Consider the following 26,037-nt stretch of genomic DNA (forward strand, 5'->3'; position numbering starts at 1 on the left):
GCGCTGCTGGCGCCCGGCTGGCGTGCCGCGCCCAGCAGGCCGAGCAGCGAGCGCAGCGCGGCGCCGGCGGCGAAGCGGCCGCGCAGCAGCTTGCGCCACAGGGCCGGGTCGCGCAGGCGCTGCCAGTAATAGTGTTTCAGGGTGCTGCGCGCCAGCCCGGCGGCGGTGCGGGCCCAGGGGTTGAGCAGCACCAGGCCGCGCACGCGCGGGTCGCCCGGGCCGTAGAACAGGGCCGCGCTGGCGCCGTCGCACAGGCCCCACAGCACCACCTCCTGCAAGCCCGGTACGGCGGCCTGGAAGGCGTCGATGGCGGCGCCGATATCGGCGCGCACATCCTCAAAGGTGCGCGCTGCGCCGCCGCTGTCGCCCAGGCCGCGGTAATCGAAGCGCAGCACCGGGATGCCGCGCGCCGCCAATGCGCGCGCCAGCAGGGTGAACTGGCGGTGGCTGCCGGCGCGGTACTGCGGCCCGCCGACAATCACCAGCACCCCGCGCCGGGCCGGGCCCGCTTGCGCGCAGGGGCTGAGGATGCCGACCAGGGTCTCGCCCTGGCAGGGGAAGCTGAGGGCCAGGTCGTCAGGCATGGCACACCTCGTCCAGCAGGGCGCCGGTGGCGGCCAGCAGCGCCGGCGCTTCGGCGATTTCCTGCGTGGCCCAGAATTGCGGGCCGGGCGCAGTGCGCGCCTGCACCGCCACGCCGGCGTCCTGCCAGGCTTTCAGCACGCGCGCGGCAGCTGGCGGCAGCGCGCGGCCGGCCTCCGCCACCACCTCGCACCAGTGCACGGGGCAGGGTGGCGCCAGGCGGCCGGCGTCCAGGCCGTCGAAGCCCAGGGCGAGGGCCGGCGCCAGGGTGTAGCCGGCGATTTCCAGGGCTTGCCCCTGGGCCAGGGCGGCGCGCAGGGCGGCGGTGCCGCCGTCGGCGCCGCCGTCGCCCAGCATCTGGGCCGCCACTTTCAGGCGCAGGAACTGGGTCAGGTGGGCGCTGCCTTGCAATACCGGCTGCCACAGCAGCAGGGCCGAGGGCACCACCCCGGCGTCGGTGCCGGCGCGGCTGGCATGGTCGAGCGCGAGCAGGGCGCCCAGGCGCAAGCCCCACAGGCCGGGCGCCTGCGGCAGGGCCGGGCCCAGGGTGGCCTGCAGCCAGCGCAGGCCCGTGGCGACGTCGTCCCGCCAGCTGTCCCAGCTGGCGTCGCCAAAGTCGCCGGCGCTGTCGCCGCAGCCGTGCAGGTCCAGCTGCAGCACGGCATAGCCCTGGCGCGCCAGCGCGGCCGCCTGCAGCGCCGCCATGCGGCGCGCCTTGTTCATTTCTTCGCCCAGCGGCGGCAGGTACAGCCAGGCGCCACGGCAGGGCGCGGCCGGGGCGTGGTACAGCCCGAAGCGGGCCGCGCTGCCCTGGCCCAGGAACAAAGGCTGTACCGGCGCCGGCATCATGCGGTCAGCTTATGGCGCACGAAGGCGGTCAGGCTGCCCAGGGTGGCAAAGGTGGCGGCGTCGATCTCGTCGTCGTCGATGCTGAAGCCGAATTGCTCCTCCAGCGCGCCGATCAGCTGGACCACCGCCATCGAATCGAGTTCGGGCAGGCTGCCCAGCAGGGCCGAGTGCTCATCCAGGTTGCGGCCGGCGGGACCGAGGGCGAGGACATCGGTCAGGATGGTCTTGACTTCTTCCAAATACATGCATAACTCCGTGGCAGCAATAAAAACGACATGGTACATGGTCCCGATTTAGACGGTCCAGTGCGCGCCCCTTCAGCCGGTCTGCGCGGCCAGGGCCGCCTCGTCCTGGCCGCGCTGGCGCAGGCGGGCGCGGGCGGCGAGGTACAGGCGCAGCAGCGGCGCCAGCAAATGCTGCTGGTTCAGCACCTCCACCGTGTAGACGGCGTCCTCCTGCTCCATCCACAGCCCCTTGTAGGGGTCGCCGCCCAGCAGGAAGTCGATGCGCTCGACCTGGTCGTGCTGGTAGACGTGCTCGATCAGGTGGGCCGTCAGCAAGCTGCCGGGCGACAGGCGGTCGGCGCTGCGGGCCTGGGCCAGCTTGAAAATATGCGCCACGCCGTGTTCCACCAGCCACAGCTGGCTGGCCACCACCTGGCCGTCCAAGTACAGCAGGCCCAGGCGCAAGTGGCCGTTGGCCGCGCTCCAGCGCATCAGCCAGTCGATGAAGGAACGCGACGGCTCCTGCCCCTTCCAGCTCTGGCCGTAGGTGGCCCAGTAATGCCCGACCTGCTCCGGGGTCGGGTTGGTCGCCACTTCGAAGCGGTGTTGCTCGCGCTGCAGGACCTTGCCTTTGCGCTTGAGGGTGTTCAGCAGCTGGGACGGGCGCTTGGCCCAGTAGCCGGCCAGGTCCGGCGCGTGGGCCGAATAGTTGGCCGAGTACGGCACGCGCACCACGCTGTGGCCGCCCGGCACCAGGCCGAGGCCGATATGCTCGGCCTGCTGCGCGCTGACCGGCGCCGCGCTCAGCTTGAGCCAGCCCTTGTCGAGCTGGTCGAGCGCGTGGCGCAGCAAGTCCCAGCCCTGGGCCGGGGTCAATTGGTCGCGCTCGCGGAACAGGTCGACCATGGGCGAATAGAAATTGCTCAGCAGCCGAACTTCCATGCTGCGCAGCAAGCCGGGCTGGCGCTCGATGGGGGCGGCCAGGCACGGCAGGCCGTCGCGCGACACCACCAGCCAGCTGAAGCGGCGGCCGGCGTTGTTCGGGTCGATTTCGCGCTCGAACTGCACCAGGGCCTGGTACCAGTCGAAAGTGCAGAACAGGGAGTCGGGCTGGTGCGCGCGCAGCCAGGCCGCCAGCTCCGGCGGCAGCGGCTGCTCCATCGGCCATTCGCGCACGCGCAGGCCGGAGTCGCGCCGCTTGCGGCCGAAGGGATTCAGGCGCCCCAGGCGCGCTGCCAGGCGCCAGGTCACGGCGTTGGCGCAGGCCGCCAGGAAGGGGCGCTGGTCGCCCGGACGCCAGAAGGTGAAGGTCGGGTGCTTGCCGCCGTAGGGACGCAGGGTGCGCTGGCGCACGGCCGCCTGCCAGTAGGCCAGCACGTCGCGCTCGCCGTCGAACCAGGTGGCGGGGCGCAGGGCGCCGGCCGTGGCCGGCCGGCCCAGGGCCAGCTGGAATTCCTGGTAGACCTGGTTGAAGCCGGCCGCCACGCACAGCTCGAGCCAGAAATCCGTACGCCCGACCGTGGGCTCGATGACCCAGAAGCTGCCGTCCGGCGCCTTCTTCAGTTCCAGCGAGACCGGGCCGGACATCTGCAGGCCGGCAAAAAACTGGCGCGTCAGGGCCAGCACTTGCGGCTCGTCGACCGATTCGGCCACCGTGGTCTGGCCGCGCGCCGGCGGGTAGGAGGCGATCTTGCGCCCCACCATTTCCTGCACCACCGCGCCATGGTCCAGCACCAGGGCGCCGAAATACAGGCTCTCGTCGCCGCCGGCAATGTATTCCTGGGCCAGGATCGGCAAATCGCCCTGGAAGCGCTGCAGCACCGACAGCAGGTCCGGCAGCGACTGCGCCAGCGCCGTCTTGAAGGAGGACAGCGGGCGCGCCGGCTTTAAAATCACCGGATAGCGAAAGCCCGCCACCGCGACGGCGGCGCCGGCCACGTCCACCAGGGTGGCCGAGCGCGGGTACTGCAAGCCCTGGCTGCGCGCCGCCTGTTCCAGTTCGTTCTTGCGCTGCAGGCGCAGCACGTCGGCCGCGCAGTGGGCCCAGCTCAGGCGGTAATGCGGCAGCAGCTGGGCCACCCCTTCGCCCATCAGGCGCACATGGGTGTCATTGGTGGGGAACAGCACCACCTCGCGGTCGCGCGGCAGGCGCGCGCGCAGCGCCGCCAGGGTCGGCACCAGGTTGGCCATTTCCGCTTCGCTGCACAGGAACAGCTGGTGGATGGCATTGCTGCGCGCGCCCGGCACGCGGCCATCTTTTTCCAGCGCGTACACGGCGACCCCGGCGTCGCGCAAGGCGCGCACCACGGACAAACCATGGCTGCACAGGCCGACGACCAGGGCAATGGGCGGCTTGGCCGACTCGGGGGAACTAGCAGGATTTTTCACAACGCGGATTGATTTTACGCAGAAAACCATATAATAAATGCAATACTATGACTTGTGCGCGGATTGTTGCGACAATCCCGCACGGCGAGCCCTCGGGCTCAGGCATTCTATCAGTTTTGCAATATAATTAATGCAATCCCTATTGACTAAGTAACATGAGCGACCTGATCCAACAATTCATCTTTGCCTCGGCCCAGCGCACACCGCAGGCCGAAGCACTGGTCTACGGCGCGCAGCGCCTGGACTATGCCGCCCTGGCCGGCGCGGTGCAGGGCGCGGCCCACGGCTTGCTGGCGCGCGGCTTGCGGCGCAGCGAACGGGTCGCCGTCTACCTGGAAAAAAATATCGAGAACGTGGCCGCCATGTTCGGCGCGGCCCAGGCCGGCGGCGTGTTCGTGCCGGTCAACCCCCTGCTCAAGGCGGAGCAGGTGGGCTACATCCTGGCCGACTGCAATGTGCGGGTGCTGGTCACCTCGGCCGACCGCCTGCGCCTGCTGGCCGAGACCCTGGCCGCCTGCCCCGACCTGCACACGGTGATCGTCACCGGCCGCGCGCAAGACCTGCCGCGCCTGCCGAACCTGCACGTGCTGCCCTGGGCCGCCGCCATGCAGGACGCGCCGCCGGCCGCGCCGCACCGCTGCATCGACACCGATATGGCCGCCATCCTGTACACCTCGGGCAGCACCGGGCGCCCGAAAGGCGTGGTGCTGTCGCACCGCAATATGGTGGCCGGCGCCGTCAGCGTCTCGACCTACCTGGAGAACACCCCGGCCGACCGCCTGCTGGCCGTGCTGCCGCTGTCCTTCGACTACGGCCTGTCGCAGCTGACCACGGCCTTCCGCGTCGGCGCCACCGCCGTGCTGATCAACCACCTCTTCGCCAACGACGTGCTGAAAGCCGTGGTGGCGGAAAAGATCACCGGCCTGGCCGCCGTGCCGCCGCTGTGGATCCAGCTGGCGCCGCTGGCCTGGCCGGCCGACTGCACCCTGCGCTACCTGACCAATTCCGGCGGCGCCATGCAGCGCGCCACCTTGGACGCCCTGCGCGCGGCCCTGCCGCAGGCCCAGCCTTTCCTGATGTACGGCCTGACCGAAGCGTTCCGCTCGACCTACCTGCCGCCGTCCGAACTGGCGCGCCGCCCCGACTCGATGGGCAAGGCCATCCCGAATGCGGAAGTGATGGTGCTGCGCCCGGACGGCAGCGAATGCGCGCCCAATGAACCGGGCGAGCTGGTGCACCGCGGCGCCCTGGTCTCGCTCGGCTACTGGAACGACCCGGCCAAGACCGCCGAGCGCTTCAAGCCCTACGTCTCGCCGCAGTACGGCCTGCCGCTGGTGGAAATGGCGGTCTGGTCGGGCGATATCGTGCGCCGCGACGAGGAGGGTTTCCTCTACTTCATCAGCCGCAACGATGAAATGATCAAGACTTCCGGCTACCGGGTCAGCCCGACCGAGGTGGAGGAAGTGGTGTACGCGCGCGACAAGGTGGGCGAGGCCGCCGCGCTCGGCGTCCAGCACCCGGCGCTGGGCCAGGCCATCGTGCTGCTGGTGTATCCGCGCGACGGCGCGGCATTGACCGAGAGCGAACTGCTGGCGGCCATCAAGCCGCACCTGCCGGCCTATATGCTGCCGCAGAAAGTGCTGGTGTCGGCCACCCCGCTGCCGCGCAACCCGAACGGCAAGATCGACCGCAAGCTGCTGTCGACCCAGTATGCCCATGTGTTCGCGGAGGGCGCATGAACATGGACGCCCCGCGCCGCCCGCACCACGCGCCGCTCGTGCAGTTCGCGGTCGAGGATGACTGCCTGCTGATCGGCGGCATCCCGCTGCCGCGCCTGGCGCAGCGCGTGGGCCAGACCCCGTTCTATGTCTATTCGCGCGCCGCCATGACGGCCCGCGTGGCCGAGCTGCGCGCCGCGCTGCCGGCCGAGGTGCACCTGCACTACGCCATGAAGGCCAACCCGATGCCGGCCGTGGTGCAGCATATGGCGACCCTGGTCGACGGCCTGGACGTGGCCTCCGGCGGCGAGCTGCGCGTGGCGCTCGACACCGTGATGGACCCGGCCCTGATCAGCTTCGCCGGGCCCGGCAAGGGCGAGGCCGAGCTGTCCTGCGCGATTGCCGCCGGCATCGTGCTCAACCTGGAATCGGAGGGCGAGATGGAGCGCGCCGCCGTGCTCGGCCAGCGCCTGGGCATTGTGCCCAAGGTGAATGTGCGCGTGAACCCGGACTTCGAACTCAAATCGTCCGGCATGAAGATGGGCGGCGGCCCCAAACAGTTCGGGGTCGACGCGGAAAAAGTGCCGGCCATGCTGGCGCGCATCGGCCAGCTGGGCCTGGATTTCCACGGCTTCCACATCTTCTCCGGTTCGCAGAACCTGAAAGTGGCGGCGTTGCAGGAAGCCCATGAAAAGACCTTCGCCCTGGCGCTGCGCCTGGCCGAGGCGGCGCCGCGCGCGCCGCGCATCCTGAACATCGGCGGCGGCTTTGGCATCCCGTATTTCCCGGGCGAAGAGCGGCTCGACCTGGCGGCAGTGGGCGCCAACCTGGCGCGCATCCTGGATGAAGTGCGGCCGCGCCTGCAGGGCGCGCAAGTGGTGATCGAACTGGGGCGCTACCTGGTGGGCGAGGCCGGCGCCTATGTCTGCCGCGTGGTCGACCGCAAGGAGTCGCGCGGCCAGGTGTTCCTGGTGACCGATGGCGGCCTGCACCACCACCTGTCGGCCTCCGGCAATTTCGGCCAGGTGATCCGCAAGAATTATCCAGTGGTGATCGGCACCAAGGTGGCGGGCGGCCCGCGCGAGCTGGCCTCGGTGGTGGGGCCGCTGTGCACCCCGCTCGACCTGCTGGCCGACCAGATGGAACTGGGCCAGGCGCAGGCAGGCGACCTGGTGGTGGTATTGCAATCAGGCGCCTATGGCGCCACGGCCAGCCCGGCGGCGTTCCTCAGCCACCCGGCGGCGCTCGAAGTGTTCGTGTAAGCAAAGGGAAGCGTATGAGCGGGATCTGTGGGTGGATGGGGTTTGCCGGCGCGCCGGAATTGCTGGACTCGATGGCAGCGCCGCTGTCCCGTTTCGACCAGAGCCCGCTGCACGCGCGCAGCGGCCAGCGCAGCGGCGTCGCCGTGGCAGCGCGCGCCGGCGCGGCCGAGGTGTACCAGCGCGACGGCTTGCTGGTGGCCCTGTGGGGCCAGCCGCGCCTGGACGACCCGGCGCTGGCGGCGCAAGCGGCGGCCCAGGGCGTGGCCGCCACCGTCGCCACCTTGTGGGCGCAAGGCGCGCAGCGCACCTGCGCCCAGGTGCACGGCTGCTTCACCCTGGCCATCCTGGATGAACGCAGCGGCGAAGCCCTGTTGGCCACCGACCGCATGGGCGTGCAGCCCCTGAGCTGGCAGCTGGCCGGCGAAACCCTGGTGTTTGGCAGTTCGGCCGACGCCCTGCTGCGCCACCCGCAGACGCCCGGCGTGCTGGACCACCAGGGCCTGTACAACTACGTCTACTTCCACATGGTGCCGTCGCCCGGCACTGTGTACCAGGGCCAGCAGCGCCTGCTGCCCGGCCACTACCTGCATTACCGCCAGGGCCGGGTCGAGGAGCACGCCTACTGGCGCATGCAGTTCGAAGAAGATGGCAAGCGCTCGTTCGGCGAGCTGAAGGAAGAGTTCCTGGCCGTGCTGCGCCACAGCGTGCAGGACGCGGTGGGCGGGCGCAAGGTCGGCGCCTTCCTGTCCGGCGGTACCGACAGCTCGACCATCGCCGGCATCCTGACCCAGGTCGGCGGCGTGGCGGCCGACACCTACTCGATCGGCTTCGAAGCGCAAGGCTACGACGAAATGGAATACGCGCGCACCGCCTCGCGCCATTTCGGCACCAGGCACCATGAATACTATGTGACGCCGGACGACGTGGCCGCCGCCATCCCGCAGGTGGCTGCCGTGTTCGACCAGCCCTTCGGCAACGCCTCGGCGGTGCCGGCCTTCTACTGCGCGCGCCTGGCGCGCGCCGACGGCATCGAGCGCATGTTCGGCGGCGACGGCGGCGACGAGCTGTTCGGCGGCAACGAGCGCTACGCCAAGCAGCATGTGTTCGAGCTGTACGAGCGCGTGCCGCGCCTGCTGCGCAAGGGCTTGCTGGAGCCGGCCGTGTTCAACTTCCCGGGCGGCCAGAGCGTGCGCCTGCTGCGCAAGGCGCGCAGCTATATCGAGCAAGCCTCGGTCGGCATGCCGGCGCGCCTGGAAACCTACAACCTGCTGGGGCGCTACGGCCCGCAGCAAGTGTTCACCGACGAGTTCCTGGCAGCGTCCGACATCGGCAACCCGATTGCCACCCTGGAGCGCAATTACGGCCGCAGCGAGGCGCGCTCCCTGATCAACCGCATGCTGGCGCTGGACTTGCAGGTGACCCTGGCCGACAACGATTTGCCGAAAGTGATGAAGGCGTGCGAGCTGGCCGGGGTGGAAGTGGCCTTCCCCTTCCTGAACGACCGGATGGTGGCCTTCTCGGCCGGCCTGACGCCGCAGCAAAAGCTGAACGGCACCCAGCTGCGCTGGTTCTTCAAGGAGGCGCTGCGCGGCTTCCTGCCGGACGCCATCATCAGCAAGCAAAAGCACGGCTTCGGCCTGCCGTTCGGGGTCTGGCTGCAGCAGCACCAGGCCCTGCAGCAGCTGGCGGCCGACAGCCTGACCGACCTCAAGGCGCGCAAGGTGGTGCGCGGCGAATTCATCGAGCAGCTGGTGGGCACCCACCTGAAAGAGCACGCCGGCTACCATGGCACCATGGTGTGGGTGCTGATGATGCTGGAGCAGTGGTTCCGCCAGCACAAGGTTTCCTGAGATGCGCACGCGGGTCTGCATCACCATCGACACCGAGTTCAGCATCGGCGGCGCCTTTGCCGACGCCGCGCGCCAGCCGGTGGGCGAGCCCATGGTGTGGTGCGAGGTGGGCGGGCGCTCGCAAGGCCTGGGCTTCATGCTGGAGCAGTTCCAGCGCCACCAGATCGGCGCCACCTTCTTCGTGGAAGCGCTGCAGCGCCAGTACTTCCGGCACGACCCGATGGCCGCCATCGCCCAGCGCATTGCGGCCGAGGGCCACGAGGTGCAGCTGCACGCCCATCCCTGCTGGTCGGTGTTCGGCCATGCCGACTGGCCGCAGCGCGTGCGCGCCCAGCCGCGCCAGGACGATTTCTTCGGCCGCGCCGAGGACGACTCGGTGGCCCTGATCCGGCGCGGCCAGGAAGCCTTCGGCAACTGGGGCGTGGCGGCGCCGACCGTGTTCCGCAGCGGCAGCCTGCAGCACGACGCCACCCTGTACCGGGCGCTGGCGCGCTGCGCCATCCCCTACAGCTCCTGCGTCGGCCTGGCCATCTTCGATTCCGGCGACCCGGACTACGCGCTCTATAGCGGCGTGCACCCGCGCGCCGGCGTGCTGGAATGCCCGGTGCTGACCTTCCAGGACTGGCGCCTGGGCGCGCGCCGCCATTTGAAGACCTTGACGATTGCCGGCACCAGCTTCGCCGAAACGCGCACCCTGCTGGAGCAGGCGCATGCCGCCGGGGTGCCGCTGGTGGTGCTGTTGACCCATCCGTTCGAATACGTGCAGCGCAGCGACAGCGGGGCCCAGGTGCGGCGCCACGCCGTCAACCAGGAGCGGCTGGCCCAGCTGTGCGCCTGGCTCGACGCCGAGCGCGCCCGCTTCGATGCCTGCGGCATGGGCGCGGCGGCCGCCGCCCTGGCCGACAGCGCGGCGGCGCGGCGCAATGTGCTGCTGCAGGGCCGGCCGTGGCAAAGCCTGCGCCGCATGGCGACCCAGGTCGCCTACGACTGGTATGGCGGGCGCCAGCTGGCGCGCCAGCGCGGGGTGGCGGCATGAAGGCCGCCATCAACCGCCGCTTCGGCACCTGGCGCGGCCTGGTGCGCCTGCTGCTGGCCTATGGCGAACTGGCCACGGGACGCCTGCGCCCATTCCAGTTGCGCCAGCCGCAACAGGTGCGGCGCCTGGTCTTCGTTTGCCTCGGTAATATTTGCCGCTCGGCCTACGCCGAGCAGGTGGCGCGCGCCGAAGGCCTGGCCTGCGCCTCGTTCGGCCTGTCCACCACCACCGGCGTCGGTTCGCCCGAGGAGGCGGTGGCGGCGTCCGGCCGTGCCGGCCTGCCGATGGCTGCGCACCGCGCCTGCGACTGGAAGGATTTTGAGTTGCAGCCGGGCGACCTGCTGCTGGTGATGGAAGTGCGCCAGGCGCACGAACTGCAGCGCCGCCTGGGCGGGCGCAGCGATGTGCAAGTGGCCCTGCTGGGCAACTGGTGTTCGCCGCCGGTACCGCACCTGCACGACCCCTTCACCCTGAGTCCCGGCTATTTCGACCAGTGCTTCGTACGCGTGCAGCAAGCGGTGCGCCGGCTGGGGGCCGAGCTGCCGCAACTGCGCAGCGACGCGGCGCAGCGGGTCCAGGGGTGACGGGCGCCACCCTGCCAGCCCTGGTGCTGGGCATCGACACCCCGATCGGCTTGGCCATCGTGCGCGACCTGGGCCGGCATGGCGTGGCCGTGACCGGCATCGCGCGCAGTCGCGGCGCGGTCGGTCTCGGCTCGCGCTACCTGGCGCGCGGCGTGCTGCGCGCCGCCGGCGAGGCGGGCGTCATCGCCCAGCTCGAGCAACTGGGCGGCGAACTGGGCGAGGCTTGCCTGTTCGCCATTTCCGAAGGCGATATCAGCATGCTGAACCGGCACCGGGCGCGCCTGGCGCAGCGTTTCCGCCTGATGTTCCCCGACCAGCGCCGCATGGAGCGCGTGCTCGACAAGCAGCAAACCTATGCCGCCGCCGCCCAAGTCGGGGTGCCGGTGCCGCGCACCTGGCAGCCGGACGGCGCCGCCACACCGGCCGCGCTGGCGCAGGGCGCCGCCGGCCTGCACTACCCGGTGGTGCTGAAATGGGCCGACCCCAACGGTATCGGGCCGCGCGTGCGCGCCGCCGGGCTGGCCGTGGACAAGACGCGCTACTGCCACAGCGCCGAGGAATTGCTGGCCTACCTGGCGCCGTACGGCGCCGCCGGCTGCTATCCCCTGGTGCAGGAATACTGCGCCGGCTACGGCCTGGGCCAGTTCATGCTGATGCGCGACGGCCAGGCCCACTGTCTGTTCCAGCACCGCCGCCTGCACGAATGGCCGCCCGAGGGCGGCGTCTCGACCCTGTGCGAAGCGCTGCCGCTGAGCGAGCACAGCGCCCTGATGGCGCAGTCGGTGGCCCTGCTGCGCGCGCTCGAGTGGGAAGGCATTGCCATGGTCGAATACCGGCACGACCCGGCCAGCGGCCGCTCGGCCCTGATGGAAGTCAATGGCCGCTTCTGGGGCAGCCTGCCGCTGGCGACCGCCGCCGGCGCCCACTTCCCGTGGCAAGCCTACCGCCTGCTGGGGCAGGGCGCGGCACCGGAGGCGTCGCCCTACCGGGCCGGCCTGCGCTGCCGCTTCATGGTGCCGGAAACCAAGCGCCTGCTGCGCCTGCTGTTCCGGCGGCAGGCCGTGGCCGACCGCCGCCTGGCCGTGCGCCCGCTGGCCGAGCTGCTGGGCTACCTGGCCGATTTCCTGCGCCCGTCGACGCGCTACTACGTGTTCGACTGGCGCGACCCCGGACCGTTCTGGCGCGACTTGCGCCAAATGTTGCGGCGCTGACCACGGCGCGGCGCAAGGCGCTTGCCGCTGCCGCGCCGCTATGCCACCATCTGACCACCTTTTTTTACCATTCGCGAGCTCCCATGGCACACCGTACTCCCCACCGCATCCCGGCGCTGCTGCTGGCCCTGACCCTGGCCGCCGGCCTGGCCGGCTGCAAGTCCGACACCCCGGAAAGCCTGCTGGCCGACGCTCAGCAGCTGCAGCAGAAGGGCGACCGCAAGGGCGCCCAGATCCAGCTGAAAAATGCCCTGGCCAAAGACCCCAACAACGGCGAGGCGCGCTTCCAGCTGGCCAAGCTGTCGCTGCAGCTGAACGACCCGGTGTCGGCGGAAAAAGAGGCGCGGCGCGCGGTGGAGCTCAAATATAAGCCGGCCGAGAGCGAGCTGGTGCTGGCGGAAGCCCTGCTGCGCATGGGCGAATTCCAGAAGATGCTGGACGAGAGCGCCAAGTTCCAGGCCAGCCCGGCCCTGATGGCGCTGCGCGGCGACGCCCTGATCGGCCTGCGCAAGCTGGATGAAGCCAAGCGCGAGTACCAAGGCGCGCTGGACGCCCAGCCCGACAGCCCGGACGCGCTGACCGGCATGGCGCGCCTGGCCGCCATCGGCAACGACCTGGAAGGGGCGCGCGCGCTGGCCGAGCAGGCCATCGCCAAGGACGGCAGCCACATCGCGGCGCTGACCTTCAAGGGCGAGCTGCTGCGCGCCCAGCAAAAGCCGGAAGAGGCGCGCGCCGCCTTTGCCGAAGTGCTCAAGCTGGACCCGACCAATAGCAACGCCAACCTGGAGCAAGCCTACCTCGACATCGTGGCCGGCAAGTACGACGCGGCCCAGGCCGCCATCGACGCGGCCAAAAAATCGGCGCCGCGCGGCCTGCCCACCCTGTACACGCAAGCCTTGCTCGACTATTCGCGCGGCAACTACAAGGCGGCGCGCGACAGCCTGCAGGCGCTGGCCAAGGGCGCGCCCAACCACTTGCCAAGCATGCTGCTGTCGGCCTCGGTGGACTTCCACCTGGGCACGCTGAAGCAGGGCGAGGCCAAGCTGCGCACTTACCTGGAAGCGCAGCCGGCCAACCCCTACGCGCGCAAGCTGCTGGCCGCCATCCTGCTGCGCGCCAACAACGCGCCCGAGGCGCTGCAAGTGCTGGAGCCGAGCCTGAAGGGCCAGGTCACGGACGGCAGCCTGCTGGAACTGGCGGCCCAGGCCCATATGCTGCAGCGCGAACCGGCCAAGGCCGCCGCCCTGCTGGAACAGGCCGTGCTCCTCAACCCGAAACGCGCCCCGACCTATATCGCGCTGGGCGGTTCGCGCCTGGCGCTGGGCGAACGCGACAAGGGCCTGGCCATGCTGAACAAGGCGCTCGAACTGGAGCCCGATTCGCTGACCGCCGCCACGGCGCTGGCGCGCACCCGCCTCGCCATGGGCGAGCATGGCGAGGCGCTGGCCGTGCTGGCCAAGCAGGAAGCCAAGCACGCCAAGGCGCCCGCCCTGCACATCCTGAAGGGCCATGTGCTGCTGGCCAAGCAGGACAATGCTGGCGCGCGCGCCGCCTTTGCCAAGGCGGTGGAACTGGACCCGGCCAGCTACCAGACCGTGGTCAACCTGGCGCAGCTGGAACTGGTGGAGAAAAAGCCGGAAGCGGCGCGCGCCCACTTGCTCAAGCTGCTCGAGCGCGACAAGGGCAATGTGCAGGCCATGACCGCGCTGGCCCAGCTGGCCGAGCGCGACAAGAAGCCGGCCGACGCCGCGCAATGGCTGGAGAAGGCCGCCGCCGCCGATGCCGCCGAACTGGCGCCGGCCGTGCGCCTGGGCAATTATTACCTGCAGTCGCGCCAGTCGACCAAGGCGGTCGAGCATATGCGCAAGGTGGCGGTGGCGCACCCGGCCGAGCCGATCGTGCTGGAACTGATGGGGCGTGCCCAGCTCATGAGCGGCGACCTGGCGGGCGCCAACGAATCGTTCTCCAAGCTGGCCAGCGCGGCGCCGAAGTCGGCGCAGGCGCAGCTGTTCCTGGCCAGCGTGCACGTGCAGAAGAAGGACGCGGCGGCGGCCCAGGCCAGCGTGAAAAAGGCGCTGGCGCTGGAGCCGAACTACCTGCCGGCGCACCTGATGCAGGCCGACCTGGCCATGCTGCTGGGCAAACCGGAGGAAGCGCTGGCGGTGGCGCGCGCGCTGCAAAAGGCGCAACCCAAGCACGTGGCCGGCTTCATGCTGGAAGGCGAGCTGCAGCAGCGCGCCGGCAAGGCCGCCGCCGCCGTGGCGCCGTTCCAGCAAGCCTACGCCCTGGCGCCGCGCCCCGAGCTGCTGATCAAGCTGGCCGGCGTGCTGCGCCTGGCCAACCGCGGCAACGAAGCCGATGCCCTGGTCGCCGCCTGGCGCAAGGCGCATCCGGAGGAGCCGCTGGGCCTGCTTTACGTGGCCGAGCAGAACATCGCCGCCAAGCAGTACAAGGCCGCCATCGGCCAGCTGGAAAGCGTGCTGGCCAAGCTGCCGGACAATGTGCTGGCGCTGAACAACCTGGCCTGGTGCTACCAGCAGGACAAGGATAAGCGCGCCCTGGCCACTGCCGAGAAAGCGCAGCAGCTGGCCGGCGACAACCCGACCGTGATGGATACCCTGGGCTGGATCCTGGTGGAGCAGAACCAGCTCGAGCGCGCGCTGCCGTTGCTGAAGAAGGCGGCGGAGCTGGCGCCGCAGGCGGCCGACATCCGCGGCCACTACGCGCAGGCGCTGCTGAAGAAGGGCGACAAGGCCGGCGCCAAAAAAGAACTGCAGGCCGCCATGGGCGACGCGCGCTATGCGCAGAGCGAGGAGGCGCGCAGCCTGCACAAGCAGCTGGAGTAAGGCGCGGGGCGCCGCGCCTGTTGCGTTATTGAAAACTATCCAGTCTTTTTCGCAACATTTGCAAGCAGGGTATTGTGTGGCAAGGCGGACCGTGCCACCATGGTGAAGTTGGTATTTTTTACATGCCTTGCTTGCATTCTGCAACGATTGTGCGGCATTTCAATCGTGCGCGCATTGCCTCGGCAGGTGGAATGCACTATATTTTTTTATTGTTGAGTACGGTCTCTGCGCCGCTTGCCGTACTCACGGGTATGGGCTGGCCGCAAGGCCCGCGATGCCATAGGAGGATAGAGCCATGAATGCAATTACCGCCCCCCTGCTGGAAGGTGAGACGGTCAGGCCTGCTCCCGCCGAGTCCCATGCGCGCGCCACCATCGAAGACCTGCTCCCGGACAACATGGAGGATTTGGTCACCGATGAGAAATCGTTTGGTATACGCATGATAGATACAGTCGAAGGTCGCAGCCAGGCCAGCCTGTTAATAAACAAGATGTATTCCTGGCGCGGCTATGCCGGAACGCATAAGCTGACCGACGACCCGAACCGGATCACGCTCACCGCCAGCGACAAGGGCGAGGTGGTCGGCACCCTGACCCTGGGCCTGGACTCGCCGATCGGCATCATGGCCGATGAAATCTTCAAGGACGAAGTCGACGCCGTGCGCATGCAGCCCGGCGCGCGCGTGTGCGAAATCACCAAGCTGGCCTTTGACAACGGCGGCAGCAAAACGCAGATGGCCTCGCTGTTCCACCTGTCGGTGATTTACGCGCGCGACCTGCACCACTGCACCCACATCTTCATTGAAATCAACCCGCGCCACCGCCGCTTCTACGAGCAGATGCTGGGCTTCAAGCGCCTGGGCGAGCTGAAGACCAACCCGCGCGTCGACGCCCCGGCCTACCTGCTGGTGGTGGACCTGGCCTATGTCAGCGAACAGATCCAGAAACTGGGCGGCGGCGGCATGGCGCAGGCGATGGCGGCGCGCTCCTTCTACCCGCTGTTCTACTCGCCGCGCGAGGAATGCGGCATCATCCAGCGCCTGCGCAACATCCAATAGTCGTTTGACAATTATTGCTGTATTATCAATAGCCTGTTCACCGCGCAGGGGTTCCCATGCCACGTCGTCAATTCCCGCGGGCGCCGCGCGCCCTTGCCCTGACCTTGCTGAGCAGCCTGATGCTGGCCGCCGGCCTGTCGGGTTGCCTCAAGAATGAAAGCAGCGCCAGCCTGCTGGCGCAAGCGCAGCAGCATTTGCAGCAGGGCGACAGCAAGTCGGCCCTGATCCAGCTGAAAAACGCCGCCAGCAAGAGTCCGGAGGATGCCGAGGTGCGCTACCAGCTGGCGCGCCTGTACAACGACAACCACGATGCGGCGGCGGCGGAAAAGGAAATCCGCAAGGCGCTCAGCCTGAACTACGCGCCCGAGCAGGCCCTGCCGCAGCTGGTGCGCGCCCTGCTGGCGCAGGACAAGGCGCAGGCCGCGCTGGACGAAACCGCGGCCGCGGCCGCCAGCGCCGGCCCGGCCCTGCTGGCCGCGCGCGGCGACGCCCTGCTGGCGCTGGGCCAGCGCGAGCCGGCGGCGCAAGCCTATGCCCAGGCCCTGGCTGGCGATCCGGCCCAGGCCACGGCCTTGCTGGGCCAGGCGCGCCTGGCTTTGCCGTCCGGCGACAAGGCGGCCGTGCTGGCCCTCTTGGACAAGGCGCTGCAAGCCCACCCGCGCGACCTCACCCTGCTGCGCTTCAAGGCTAGCGTGCAGCGCCAGTTCGAGCAGAACGACGCGGCCCTGGCCACCCTGGGCCAGGCGCTGGCTGTGCGGGGCGACCACCTGCTGGCGCGCGTCGAGCGCACCGACCTGGAAATCGCGCTCAAGCGCTTCGACGCCGCCAAGGCCGATATCGCCACGCTCAACCAGCATGCGCCCGGCAGCCTGCACGGCCTTTACCTGCAAGCCCTGCTCGAGCATAGCCAGGAAAAATACAGCGACGCCCAGGGCAACCTGCTCAAGCTGCTCAAAGTCGCGCCCAGCCACCTGCCGACCCTGCTGCTCACCGGCGCCAACGAGCTCAAGCTGAACCATGCCACGGCGGCCCAGGGCTACCTGAACGCCTACCTGGAGCAGCGTCCGGACGACCTGTTCGCGCGCAAGCTGCTGGCGCAGGCGCTGCTGAAGACCGATCTGCCGGCCGAGGCCGCCGCCGCGCTGGCGCCCATGCTGCGCAGCGGCAGCCAGGACGCGCAAGCCCTGGTGCTGGCGGGCGAGGCGAATTTGCGCAACAAGGATTTCAAGACCGCCCAGCAGCATTTCGAACAGGCGGCCGCCATCCTGCCCAAGGAAGCCACGCTGCACCTGTCGCTCGGTCTGGCGCGCCTGGGCCAGGGCCAGTATGCCAAGGCGGTCGACGAACTGGAGCGCGCCACCGCCCTCGATCCCGGTTCCGAGCAAGCCGTGCTGTATTTGGCGCGCACCGAGATCAGCATGAAGCGCTACGACAAGGCGCTGGCCGCCATCCGGCTGTTCCACGCGCAGAAGAAGGACAGCGCCGCCGTGCGCAACCTGGAAGGCAGCGTGTATCTGCTGCAGAACAATGCGGCGGCGGCGCGCGCCGCGTTCGAGCAGGCGCTGGTGCTGCAGCCGGGCCAGCTGACCGCCCTGATGAACCTGGCCCAGCTGGACTTGCAGGAGAAGCAGCCCGAGGCCGCGCGCAAGCGCTTCGTCAGCGTGCTGGCGCAGGACAAGCAGCACGTGGGCGCCATGCGCGCGCTGGCCGAGCTGGCCACCCGGCAGGGCCAGGGCGAGGAGGCGGTGCGCTGGCTGGAGCAGGCCACCGCCATCCAGCCCAAGGACAGCGACTTGCGCATGCGCCTGGCGCAGGCCTACCTGCTGGCGCGGCAAAACGCCAAGGCCACCAACCTGGCGCGCCAGCTGCAGGTGGACGGCGTCAGCAGCGCCGCCCTGTCCGGCCTGCTGGGCCAGGTGCAGCTGGCCAACCGCGACGCCTCGGGCGCGCTGGAGAGCTACGGCAAGATGGTGCAGCAGGAGCCGAAAGCGGCGCGCGGCTGGCTCGGCATGGCGGCCGCCCACCTGATGCTGAAGAACGTGCCGGCCGCCACCGCCGACCTGAAAAAGGCGCTGGCGCTGGAACCGGGGTCGCGCCCGGCGCGCCTGGCCCTGGCCGAAATCGCGCAGCAGCAGAACCGCCCGGCCGAGGTGCTGGCCATTGCGCGCCAGATGCAGAAGGAAGCGGAGCAGCAGGGCGCCGGCTACGTGCTGGAAGGCGACCTGCTGGCGCGCCAGCAGAAATACAAGGAGGCGGTGGCGCTGTACGAGAAAGCCTATGCCGCCGACCAGGCCGGCCCGATGGTGCTGGCGATCCACCGCACCCTGCTGGCGGCCGGCCTGCCGCGCGACGCCGACCAGCGCCTGGCGCAGCACCGCAAGGAACAGCCGGGCGACCTGGCGGCCGCCATGTACGCGGCCGAGCTGGCGCTGTCGCGGCGCCAGTTCAAGGCCGCGGTGCAGGACCTGGAGCTGGTGCTGCAGGCGGCGCCGGACAGCCCGGTGGCCCTCAACAACCTGGCCTGGGCCTATGGCGAACTGAAGGATCCGCGCGCCCTGGCCACGGCCGAGAAGGCGCTGAAGGCGGCGCCCGACAGCCCGGCCGTGCTGGACACCACCGGCTGGCTGCTGGTGGGCCAAGGCGACACCGCGCGCGCGCTGCCGCTCTTGAAACGCGCCGCTACCTTGCAGCCGGCCAATGCCGTGCTACGCTACCACCTGGCCGTGGCGTTCAACAAGGCTGGCGATAAGAAAGCCGCCAAGGCTGAATTGGAGAAACTGGTGGCAGCCGGCACCGCCTTCCCGCACCTGGACGATGCCATTGCCTTGCTCAAAGTCCTGAACGGCAGCTAAGCACGCATGAACGGCGATTTCAACTACGACCAAGCGTTCGCCCGCAATATCGGCTGGGTGACCGAAGCGGAACAGGCCGCCCTGCGCGGCAAGCGGGTCGCCATTGCCGGCGCCGGCGGGGTGGGCGGGGTGCACCTGATGACCCTGGTGCGCCTGGGCGTGGGTGCCTTCCACATTGCCGATTTCGACCGCTTCGACCTGCCCAACTTCAACCGCCAGGTGGGCGCCATGCAATCGACGCGCGGCCTGCCCAAGATCGAGGTGATGGCGCGCATGGCGCGCGACGTCAATCCCGAGCTCGACATCAAGCTGTTCCCGGACGGCATCAACGACGGCAACCTGGAAGCCTTTTTCGAGGGCGTCGACATCTATATTGATAGCCTCGACTTCTTCGCCTTCGAGATCCGGCAAAAGACTTTCGCCCTGTGCGCGCGGCGTGGCATCCCGGCCACCACGGTGGCGCCGCTGGGCATGGGCGCGGCCCTGCTGAACTTCCTGCCGGGCAAGATGACCTTCGAGGAGTATTTCGGCTGGGGCGATTTGCCGGAAGCCGACAAGGCGATCCGCTTCGTGGTCGGGCTGGCCCCGGCCGGCCTGCACCGGCCCTACCTGGTGGTGCCGTCCGCCGTCAATTTCGCCGAGCGGCGCGGCCCCTCCACCATCATGGCCTGCCAGCTGTGCGCCGGCATCGCCGCCACGGAGGCGCTGAAAATCCTGCTCGGGCGCGGCACGGTCCAGGCCGCGCCGCACGGCTTGCAGTTCGACGCCTACCGCAACAAGCTGGCCCGCACCTGGCGTCCGGGCGGGCACAAACATCCGATCCAGCGCCTGGCCATCATGCTTGGCAAGCGCGCCTTCGCCAAAATGGCCAAAGCCCCATGACTACCATCGAACAAATCCTCGACCTCGCGCGCTGGGCGCCCAGCGGCGACAACACCCAGGTCTGGCGTTTTGAATTGCTCGGGCCCGACCAGGTGGCCGTGCACTGCCACGACACGCGCGACCATGTGGTGTACGACCTGGACGGCCACCCGAGCCAGGTGGCGCATGGCGCCTTGCTGGAAACCCTGGCCATCGCCGCCAGCGCGCACGGCTTGCGCGCCGACGTGGCGCGCCGCCCTGGCCAGCCCGACACCCATCCCGTCTACGATGTGCGCCTGGTGCCGGATGCCGCCATCGCCCCCAGCCCCTTGCTGCCCGTCATCACCACGCGCAGCGTGCAGCGCCGCCCGCTCAGCACGCGCGCCCTGACGGCGCAGGAAAAGCAGGCGCTGGAAGCGGCGGTCGGCCCCGCCCACCAGGTGCAGTGGATCGAAGGCTTCGGCGGGCGCTGGGCGGCGGCGCGCCTGATGTTCAACAATGCCAAGCTGCGCCTGACCATGCCGGAAGCGTACGAGGTGCACCGCCGCATCATCGACTGGGGCAAGACGCACAGCAGCGACAAGGTGCCGGACCAGGCCCTGGGCGTGGACAACGGCACCCTGGCCCTGATGAAGTGGGCCATGGCCAGCTGGGAGCGCGTCAACACCATGAATACCCTGATGGGGACCTGGGCGCCGCGCCTGCAGATGGACCTGGTGCCCAGCCTGGCCTGCGGCGCCCACTTCGTGCTGCGCGCGCGCCAGGCCCCGGCCGGCATCGACGACTACGTGGCGGCCGGCCGCGCCACCCAGCGCTTCTGGCTGACCGCGGCCGCGCTCGGCCTGCAGCTGCAGCCGGAAATGACGCCGCTGATCTTTGGCCGCTATGTGCGCAACGAATTGCGCTTCACCCGCCTCGACGCGCTGCAGGAACGCGCGCGCCGCCTGTACGCGCAGCTGTGCCGGGTGACCGGGCCGGACCCCAGCACGGCCATGTTCATGGGCCGCCTGGGCGCGGGCAAGGCGCCCAGCGCGCGTTCGCTGCGCAAGCCGCTGGCTGAACTGATGAAGTAGAGCGGCGCCCTGTCGGTTTACTTTACAACAAGCTTGATATGACGCCCCGCAAGAAAATCCTCTTCATCGCCGAGGCGGTGACCCTGGCCCATGTCGGCCGTCCGCTGGCGCTGGCCGGCCGGCTCGACCCGGCGCACTACGCTGTCACGTTCGCCTGCGCCGCCGGCTACGATTTCTGTTTCCGCGACAGCAGCTTGCAGCGCCGCACCATCCACAGCATCCCCAGCGCGCAGTTCCTGCAGGCGCTGGCGGCCGGCCAGCCGGTATACGACGCGGCCACCCTGGCCGGCTATGTGGAGGAAGACTTGCGCCTGCTGCGCGAACTGCAGCCCGACGTGGTGGTGGGCGACTTCCGCCTTTCCCTGTCGATCAGCGCGCGCCTGGCCGGCGTGCCCTACGTGGCCCTGAACAACGCCTACTGGAGCCCCTACGTGCGGCAGCGCTACACGGTGCCCAGCCTGCCGCTCACGCGCTTCTTGCCGATCGCGCTGGCCAACGCCCTGTTTAATCTGGTGCGCCCGCTGGCCTTCGCCAGCCACACCATTCCGCTCAACAGGGTGCGGCGCCAGTATGGCTTGCCGTCGCTGGGCTGGGATTTGAACCGCGTCTACACCGACGCCGACTACACCCTGTATGCCGACGTGCCGCAACTGTTCCAGGCGCAGGGCATGCCGGCCCAGCACGCCTTCATCGGCCCGGTGCTGTGGTCGCCCCCTCTGCCGCTGCCGGACTGGTGGGCGCAGCTGCCCGCCGACCGCCCGCTGGTGTATGTCACCCTGGGCAGCTCGGGCCAGGCGGCCTTGCTGCCGGGCGTGCTGCAGGCCCTGGCGGATTTGCCAGTGACGGTGCTGGCGGCCACCGCCGGCAAGGTGGCGCTGGCGTCGCTGCCAGCCAACGCCTATGCGGCCGACTTCCTGCCGGGCGAGCAGGCGGCCGCGCGCGCTGCCCTGGTGCTGTGCAATGGCGGCAGCCCGACCAGCCACCAGGCCCTGGTGGCTGGGGTGCCGGTGCTGGGCCTGTGCGGCAACCTCGACCAGTTCCTGAATATGCAGGGCATCGAAGCGGTCGGCGCCGGCGCGCGCCTGCGCGCCGACCGCTTCGATGCGGCGGCCGTGCGGCAGGCGGTGCAGGCGCTGCTGGCGACGCCGCGGGCGGCGGTGGCGGCGCGCCAGGTGGCGCAGGATTTCGCGCGCTACGACGCGTTTCATTTATTTAGCAAGCTACTGTCGGAAATTCTTACAAAGCCCCCGGGGTAAACTTTTTCCCTACAAGGCATTAGCAACTAAATCATTGATTTGAAATGACTTTCATAGAGGTGGCATAACTATTGCTCATAGAAGTACGTGCCCGCTGCAATTGGCCGGTAAAGCAAAAATGGTCTGACAGCCTTACTCAACTCAGGAGTCATAACAATGAATATTTTCCGCAAACTGCTCCCGCTCGCTACTGCAGCTGGCCTGCTGTTCGCTGCATCGGCTGCGCAAGCAGACGTGATCACCCCATTCACCATCAAGGACGGCACCAATGTGCTGGCCACCAATGTGAACGTGCTGGACTGGAACCAGAACGGCAGCGGCCTGGCCAAGGGCATCGGCCCGTACGGCGCCCCGCTGTCGGTCGGCCAGAGCTTCCAGTTCCTGTACCAGGCTAACCTGGTGGCCACCGACGTCGACATCGACGGCCTCGATACCAGCTCGAACGGCGTGGCCAATCCAAGCGCCCAGTTCGAATTCACCATCGCCGCGAAAATGACCGAAGTGGTGAGCAGCGTGGTCGGCAACACCGCCAACTTCGTGTTGGGCGGCTCGCCAGCCACCAACAAGGTCGCGATTTACTTCGACACCGCGCGCAACGCCAACACTGCCACCGGCACCGGCTTTGACGACGGCATCATGGTTGCCCTGCTGACGATCGATTCCAACACCTCGGTATTCCAGCTGCTGTCTGGCACCAATGGCCAGGGTTCGGCCCGCCTGCACGCCGGTCTGCTGGCACCGGGCGACTTCATCGACGTCAACTACCTGGAAGGCATTTCGTCGCTGCTGTTCGGCATCGATTTCGAATCGAGCCTGAACTTCCCAGCCAACACCTCGACCACCACCGGTTTCCACCGCGACAGCTCGAGCAACAATGGCGACCCGTTCGGTACCTCGCTGGTGGCTGAGAACGACATCCTGTTCAAGGTTGACGGTTCCAACCGCTTCACCCGCGTGCCAGAGCCAGGCACCATGGTGCTGATGGGCCTGGGCCTGCTGGGTCTGGCTGGCCTGCGCCGCCGCAAAGCCTGATCGCTCCCGCGTAAAAAAAACCGCGCCACGGCGCGGTTTTTTTATGCCCGCGCTTTATGGCGGCGGCTTGAACATCTTGGCCACTTCGCGGATCACCATGCTGTGCGGGAACAGGCCGGCGAAGAAACGCTGCTTGTAGGTGCCCTTGATCGAGGCCACCACCGGGTCGCCCTTGGCCAGGCCGGCCAGCGAGGCTTTCACCACCTCGGCCGTGGTGCCGCGCGTGGTCAGGGCGCTGCTGTAAGCGCCGGCCTTGGCGTCGAACTCGGTGTCGGTCGGCCCCGGCACCAGGGTTTGCACCAGGATGCCGCGCTCCTTCCATTCGCCATGCAGGGCCTGGCTAAAGCTTTGCACGAAGGCCTTGGAGGCGGCATACACCGCCATGTACGGCACCGGCTGGTAGCTGGCCTGCGAGGAGACATTGATCACCGCGCTGCTCGGGTAGGACGCCAGGTCGGGCAGGAAGTGGTAGCACATCTCCACCACGGCGCGGTTGTTCACTTCCAGCATTTCGCGGTAGTCGTTCAGCTCCCAGTGCTCGAGCCGGTTCCAGCGCCCCATGCCGGCGATATTGCACAGCAGGCGGATGCGGATGCCGGCCTGCGCCAGCTGCTGCTTGACCAGCTCCACCGCGCCCGGCTGCGCCAGGTCGACGCGCACCACCTCGGCCTTCACGCCCAGTTCGTGCACCACGCGCGTGGCCAGTTCCTGCAGCCGCTCGGCGCGCCGCCCGACCAGCACCACGTTGACGCCGCTGCGCGCCAGTTCGAGCGCGAAGGCGGCGCCGATGCCGCCCGAGGCGCCGGTAACCAGCGCCCAGTGGCCGCGCAAGTCTGCAAGCTTGATCATGGTCGATTCCTTAATTGATGGGCTGCGCCACGATGTGCTGCGCCACGCGCAGGGCGTTGGCGGCGATGGTCAGGCTGGGATTGGTGCCGCCGCTGGATGGGAAGAACGAGGCGTCCACCACATACAGGTTGGACAGGCCGTGGGCGCGGTTGTTGGCGTCCAGCACGCTGCTGCCCGGATCGTCGCCGAAGCGGCAGGTGCCGCAGGCGTGGGCAATGCGCTGGTTGTTGTCGGCCTGTTTCACCAGGTCGTAGGCATAGGGCTTGAGCGCGTCCCGCATCAGGCGGCGCATGGCCGCGATGCGCGCCGCGTCGTGCGGCCGCACGCGGTAGTCTATGGCCAGGCGCGCGTCGCCCTCGGCCGGGGTGACGCGGTTGTCGGCATACGGCAAGTCTTCCAAGGTGCTGGCCAGCACCAGGCGCTGCTCGACGAACTGGCGCAGTACCGGCTGGAGCAAGGGCTGCGCCAGCTTGAACAGCGGCGCCAGCCAGGGCAGTGGACCTTGCCGGACGTCGTCGGCCATGGAGGCGGCCAGCACCGGCACCGGCGGCAGGCGGCCGAACGATTGCACCGAGCCCAGCTTCATGGCGCCGTGCTGGTAGAAGTCGTTGAAGCCGAATTCCTTCTGCCGGTTGTCAAAGCCGGCCGGCGTCTTCGGCTTGATCACGTACAGGTCGATGTGGTGGCGCATCAGGTTGCGCCCGACCAGGCCGGAATCGTTGGCCAGGCCGTGCGGCCAGTGCGGCGAGGCCGACTGCAGCAGCAGGCGCGGCGTCTCCAGCGCGCCGGCCGCCAGGAACACGCGCTTGCCGCGCAAGGTCAGGCGCTGGCCGCGCTGCTCGCAGACGACGCCGGTCACTGCGCTGCGCGTGGCGTCCAGGCGCAGCACTTCGCATTCATCCATCAGGGTGGCGCCGTGTTCGGCCAGCGCCGGCTGCAGGCAGATGCGGCCGGCGTCGTTCTTGCACTGGCGGTCGCACAGGTAACCCTGGCAGGCGCTGCAGCCGGGCACGAATTCGCACGCCAGCGGCACGCGGTAAGGGTGCAGGGCGCGCCCGGCGAAAAAGTCGAACAGTTCGCCCGCGGCCGGCGTCAGCGGCGGCGGCGTCTTGAAGTGGCTGGCCCAGCCGGCAGCGCCGCCGGCGCGCAGCGGGTCGGGCGTGCCGCGCACGCGGAACAGCGCTTCGGCCTGCGCGTAGAACGGTTCCAGTTCGGCGTAGCTGATGGGCCAGGCGGCCGGCAGGGCGGCGTCGGCCGCCTGCGGGTGCTGGGCGCGCGGGGCGAAGTCGGCCGGGAAGAAGCGTTCCAGCACCATGCCATACAGGGCGCTGGAACCGCCGCCGCCGCTGCCGATGAAGGGCACGAAATGCTGGGTGCGCGGGCCGGCATTGGTGCGCACGGTGTCGCTGTAGCGGCCGGCGCGCTGCAAGGTGGCGCGGTGTTCCGGCGCGGGTGCGGCTGGCGTCGGGAAGTGGCTTTCGGCATAGCTGTTGGCCAGCGTGCCGGGCTGCTGCGGCGAGCGGCCTTTTTCCAGGAACAGCACGCGCTGTCCGGCGCGCGCCAGGGCGTAGCCAAGGGGGGCGCCGCCCATGCCGGTGCCGATGATGATTGCGTCCCATTCCATCGGGCAAGCATATCACCGGCGGGTGCGAATTACCACCTGGCGCACGCAGCGTTCGGCCGCACCGGCGCTGGTCGGATGGCTGGCCTTGCCGTACAGCTGGCCCAGGCGCCGCACATAGGCGCGCGTTTCCTGGTAAGGCGGCACGCCGCCGTATTGCTCGACCGCGCCTTCGCCGGCGTTATAGGCGGCCGCCGCCAGGGTCACGTCGCCGTGGAAGCGCGCCAGCAGCCAGCGCAGGTAGGCCAGGCCGCCGCGCAGGTTTTGCTCGGCGTCGAAGGCGTCCCGCACGCAAAAGCGCAGCGCGGTGGTCGGGATCAGCTGCATCAGGCCGCGCGCATCCTTGGGCGAGACCGCGGTGCGGTTGAAGCCCGATTCGATGGCGATGATGGCCAGCGCCAGGGCCGGGTCGATCTCGTACTGCGGCGCCAGGCGGTCGACCAGGGCACGCAGCTGCGGCGTGGCGCCGTTGTAGTCGGGAACGGGCAGGGCGGTGTCGACTTGCAGCGCCGGCTCGGGCGCCATGCAGGCAGGCAGTTCGGCGCCGGGCGCGGCCGGCAGCAATTGCAGCATGCGCGCGCCGGCCGCATGGCCTTGTTCGGCAGCCAGGCTGAACAGGCGCCAGGCCTGGCCATCGTCGCGCGCCACGCCGCGCCCGTTGGCCAGCATCCAGCCCAGCGCATACTGGGCCTCGGCGGCGCCCAGGCGGGCGGCGCGGCAGTACAGCGCGGCAGCCTGGCCCATGTCCTGGGCCACGCCTTCGCCGTGCTCCAGGCGCTGGGCCTGGTCGAACAGGGTGGCGGCATTCTGCGCGCCGGCAGCGTGCGCCAGCAGGCTGGCCGCCACGGCGGCAAGGAGTCGCATGCGCGTTCCCCAACAAGCGTTG

The 26,037-nt window shown here is 69.3% G+C and carries 20 protein-coding genes; 13 read left to right on the plus strand and 7 right to left on the minus strand.

Annotated elements, in window-relative coordinates; genetic code table 11:
• From GTP41_RS24130 to GTP41_RS27865, 4 genes are all read right to left on the minus strand, one after another.
• Window positions 1-584, minus strand: a 584-nt coding sequence (locus tag GTP41_RS24130) for a hydrolase 1, exosortase A system-associated (RefSeq protein ID WP_161028143.1), incomplete at its 3' end; no start/stop codon positions are given.
• Entirely contained in the window at window positions 577-1,431 is an 855-nt protein-coding gene (locus tag GTP41_RS24135; protein ID WP_161028144.1) for a hydrolase 2, exosortase A system-associated, read from the minus strand. The genes GTP41_RS24135 and GTP41_RS24130, both read right to left, overlap by 8 nt.
• Window positions 1,428-1,676 (minus strand): acyl carrier protein, encoded by a 249-nt coding sequence (locus GTP41_RS24140; RefSeq protein WP_161028145.1) that lies wholly within the window; start codon window positions 1,674-1,676, stop codon window positions 1,428-1,430. The genes GTP41_RS24135 and GTP41_RS24140 overlap by 4 nt, the downstream gene beginning before the upstream one ends.
• A 72-nt stretch (window positions 1,677-1,748) precedes the next feature.
• Window positions 1,749-4,043 (minus strand): GNAT family N-acetyltransferase, encoded by a 2,295-nt coding sequence (locus tag GTP41_RS27865; RefSeq protein WP_161028146.1) that lies wholly within the window; start codon window positions 4,041-4,043, stop codon window positions 1,749-1,751.
• 155 nt (window positions 4,044-4,198) lie between these two features.
• Between GTP41_RS27865 and GTP41_RS24150 the strand changes: the two genes are divergently transcribed.
• The 13 genes from GTP41_RS24150 (at window position 4,199) to pepA (ending at window position 22,681) form a co-directional block, all read left to right on the plus strand.
• Window positions 4,199-5,782, plus strand: coding sequence for an acyl-CoA ligase (AMP-forming), exosortase A system-associated (locus GTP41_RS24150; protein WP_161028147.1), 1,584 nt, complete (start codon window positions 4,199-4,201; stop codon window positions 5,780-5,782).
• Complete coding sequence (locus tag GTP41_RS24155; protein ID WP_202419866.1) at window positions 5,779-7,023, plus strand: pyridoxal-dependent decarboxylase, exosortase A system-associated; 1,245 nt, start codon at window positions 5,779-5,781, stop codon at window positions 7,021-7,023. Before GTP41_RS24150 ends, GTP41_RS24155 begins: the two co-directional genes overlap by 4 nt.
• A 14-nt stretch (window positions 7,024-7,037) precedes the next feature.
• A complete protein-coding gene (locus GTP41_RS24160) occupies window positions 7,038-8,873 on the plus strand; it encodes an asparagine synthetase B family protein (protein ID WP_161028148.1) in 1,836 nt (611 codons plus the stop codon).
• Window position 8,874: 1 nt separating this feature from the next.
• Window positions 8,875-9,909, plus strand: a complete 1,035-nt coding sequence (locus GTP41_RS24165) for a polysaccharide deacetylase family protein (protein WP_161028149.1) — start codon at window positions 8,875-8,877, stop codon at window positions 9,907-9,909.
• The gene (locus GTP41_RS24170; protein WP_161028150.1) at window positions 9,906-10,493 is read left to right on the plus strand and encodes an arsenate reductase/protein-tyrosine-phosphatase family protein; all 588 of its coding nucleotides are present in this window, start codon (window positions 9,906-9,908) and stop codon (window positions 10,491-10,493) included. Before GTP41_RS24165 ends, GTP41_RS24170 begins: the two co-directional genes overlap by 4 nt.
• Window positions 10,490-11,704 carry a carboxylate--amine ligase gene (locus GTP41_RS24175; RefSeq protein ID WP_161028151.1) on the plus strand — a complete coding sequence of 405 codons (1,215 nt, stop codon included), beginning with the start codon at window positions 10,490-10,492 and terminating at the stop codon, window positions 11,702-11,704. Before GTP41_RS24170 ends, GTP41_RS24175 begins: the two co-directional genes overlap by 4 nt.
• Before the next feature lie 83 nt (window positions 11,705-11,787).
• Complete coding sequence (gene prsT / locus GTP41_RS24180; RefSeq protein ID WP_161028152.1) at window positions 11,788-14,550, plus strand: XrtA/PEP-CTERM system TPR-repeat protein PrsT; 2,763 nt, start codon at window positions 11,788-11,790, stop codon at window positions 14,548-14,550.
• A gap of 295 nt (window positions 14,551-14,845) precedes the next feature.
• Window positions 14,846-15,607 carry an N-acyl amino acid synthase FeeM domain-containing protein gene (locus GTP41_RS24185; RefSeq protein ID WP_229503048.1) on the plus strand — a complete coding sequence of 254 codons (762 nt, stop codon included), beginning with the start codon at window positions 14,846-14,848 and terminating at the stop codon, window positions 15,605-15,607.
• A 56-nt stretch (window positions 15,608-15,663) separates the two neighbouring features.
• Window positions 15,664-18,459: an XrtA/PEP-CTERM system TPR-repeat protein PrsT gene (gene prsT / locus GTP41_RS24190; protein WP_161028153.1), complete on the plus strand. Its 2,796-nt coding sequence runs from the start codon at window positions 15,664-15,666 to the stop codon at window positions 18,457-18,459.
• Between the two features lie 6 nt (window positions 18,460-18,465).
• Entirely contained in the window at window positions 18,466-19,341 is an 876-nt protein-coding gene (locus GTP41_RS24195) for a ThiF family adenylyltransferase (RefSeq protein WP_161028154.1), read from the plus strand.
• Complete coding sequence (locus GTP41_RS24200) at window positions 19,338-20,393, plus strand: nitroreductase family protein (protein WP_161028155.1); 1,056 nt, start codon at window positions 19,338-19,340, stop codon at window positions 20,391-20,393. Before GTP41_RS24195 ends, GTP41_RS24200 begins: the two co-directional genes overlap by 4 nt.
• 38 nt (window positions 20,394-20,431) lie before the next feature.
• Window positions 20,432-21,649: a glycosyltransferase gene (locus GTP41_RS24205; RefSeq protein WP_161028156.1), complete on the plus strand. Its 1,218-nt coding sequence runs from the start codon at window positions 20,432-20,434 to the stop codon at window positions 21,647-21,649.
• A gap of 156 nt (window positions 21,650-21,805) precedes the next feature.
• A complete protein-coding gene (gene pepA / locus GTP41_RS24210) occupies window positions 21,806-22,681 on the plus strand; it encodes a flocculation-associated PEP-CTERM protein PepA (protein ID WP_161028157.1) in 876 nt (291 codons plus the stop codon).
• Window positions 22,682-22,735: 54 nt separating this feature from the next.
• Here pepA and GTP41_RS24215 read toward each other — a convergent pair whose 3' ends face one another.
• The 3 genes from GTP41_RS24215 to GTP41_RS24225 are packed head-to-tail and all read right to left on the minus strand — an operon-like array spanning window position 22,736 to window position 26,015.
• Complete coding sequence (locus GTP41_RS24215) at window positions 22,736-23,530, minus strand: SDR family NAD(P)-dependent oxidoreductase (RefSeq protein WP_161028158.1); 795 nt, start codon at window positions 23,528-23,530, stop codon at window positions 22,736-22,738.
• A gap of 10 nt (window positions 23,531-23,540) precedes the next feature.
• Window positions 23,541-25,154: a GMC oxidoreductase gene (locus GTP41_RS24220; protein ID WP_161028159.1), complete on the minus strand. Its 1,614-nt coding sequence runs from the start codon at window positions 25,152-25,154 to the stop codon at window positions 23,541-23,543.
• Between the two features lie 12 nt (window positions 25,155-25,166).
• Window positions 25,167-26,015, minus strand: a complete 849-nt coding sequence (locus tag GTP41_RS24225; RefSeq protein WP_161028160.1) for a lytic transglycosylase domain-containing protein — start codon at window positions 26,013-26,015, stop codon at window positions 25,167-25,169.
• Window positions 26,016-26,037 lie beyond the last annotated feature (22 nt).

The organism is Pseudoduganella guangdongensis (assembly GCF_009857475.1).
Taxonomy (GTDB): domain Bacteria; phylum Pseudomonadota; class Gammaproteobacteria; order Burkholderiales; family Burkholderiaceae_D; genus Rugamonas; species Rugamonas guangdongensis.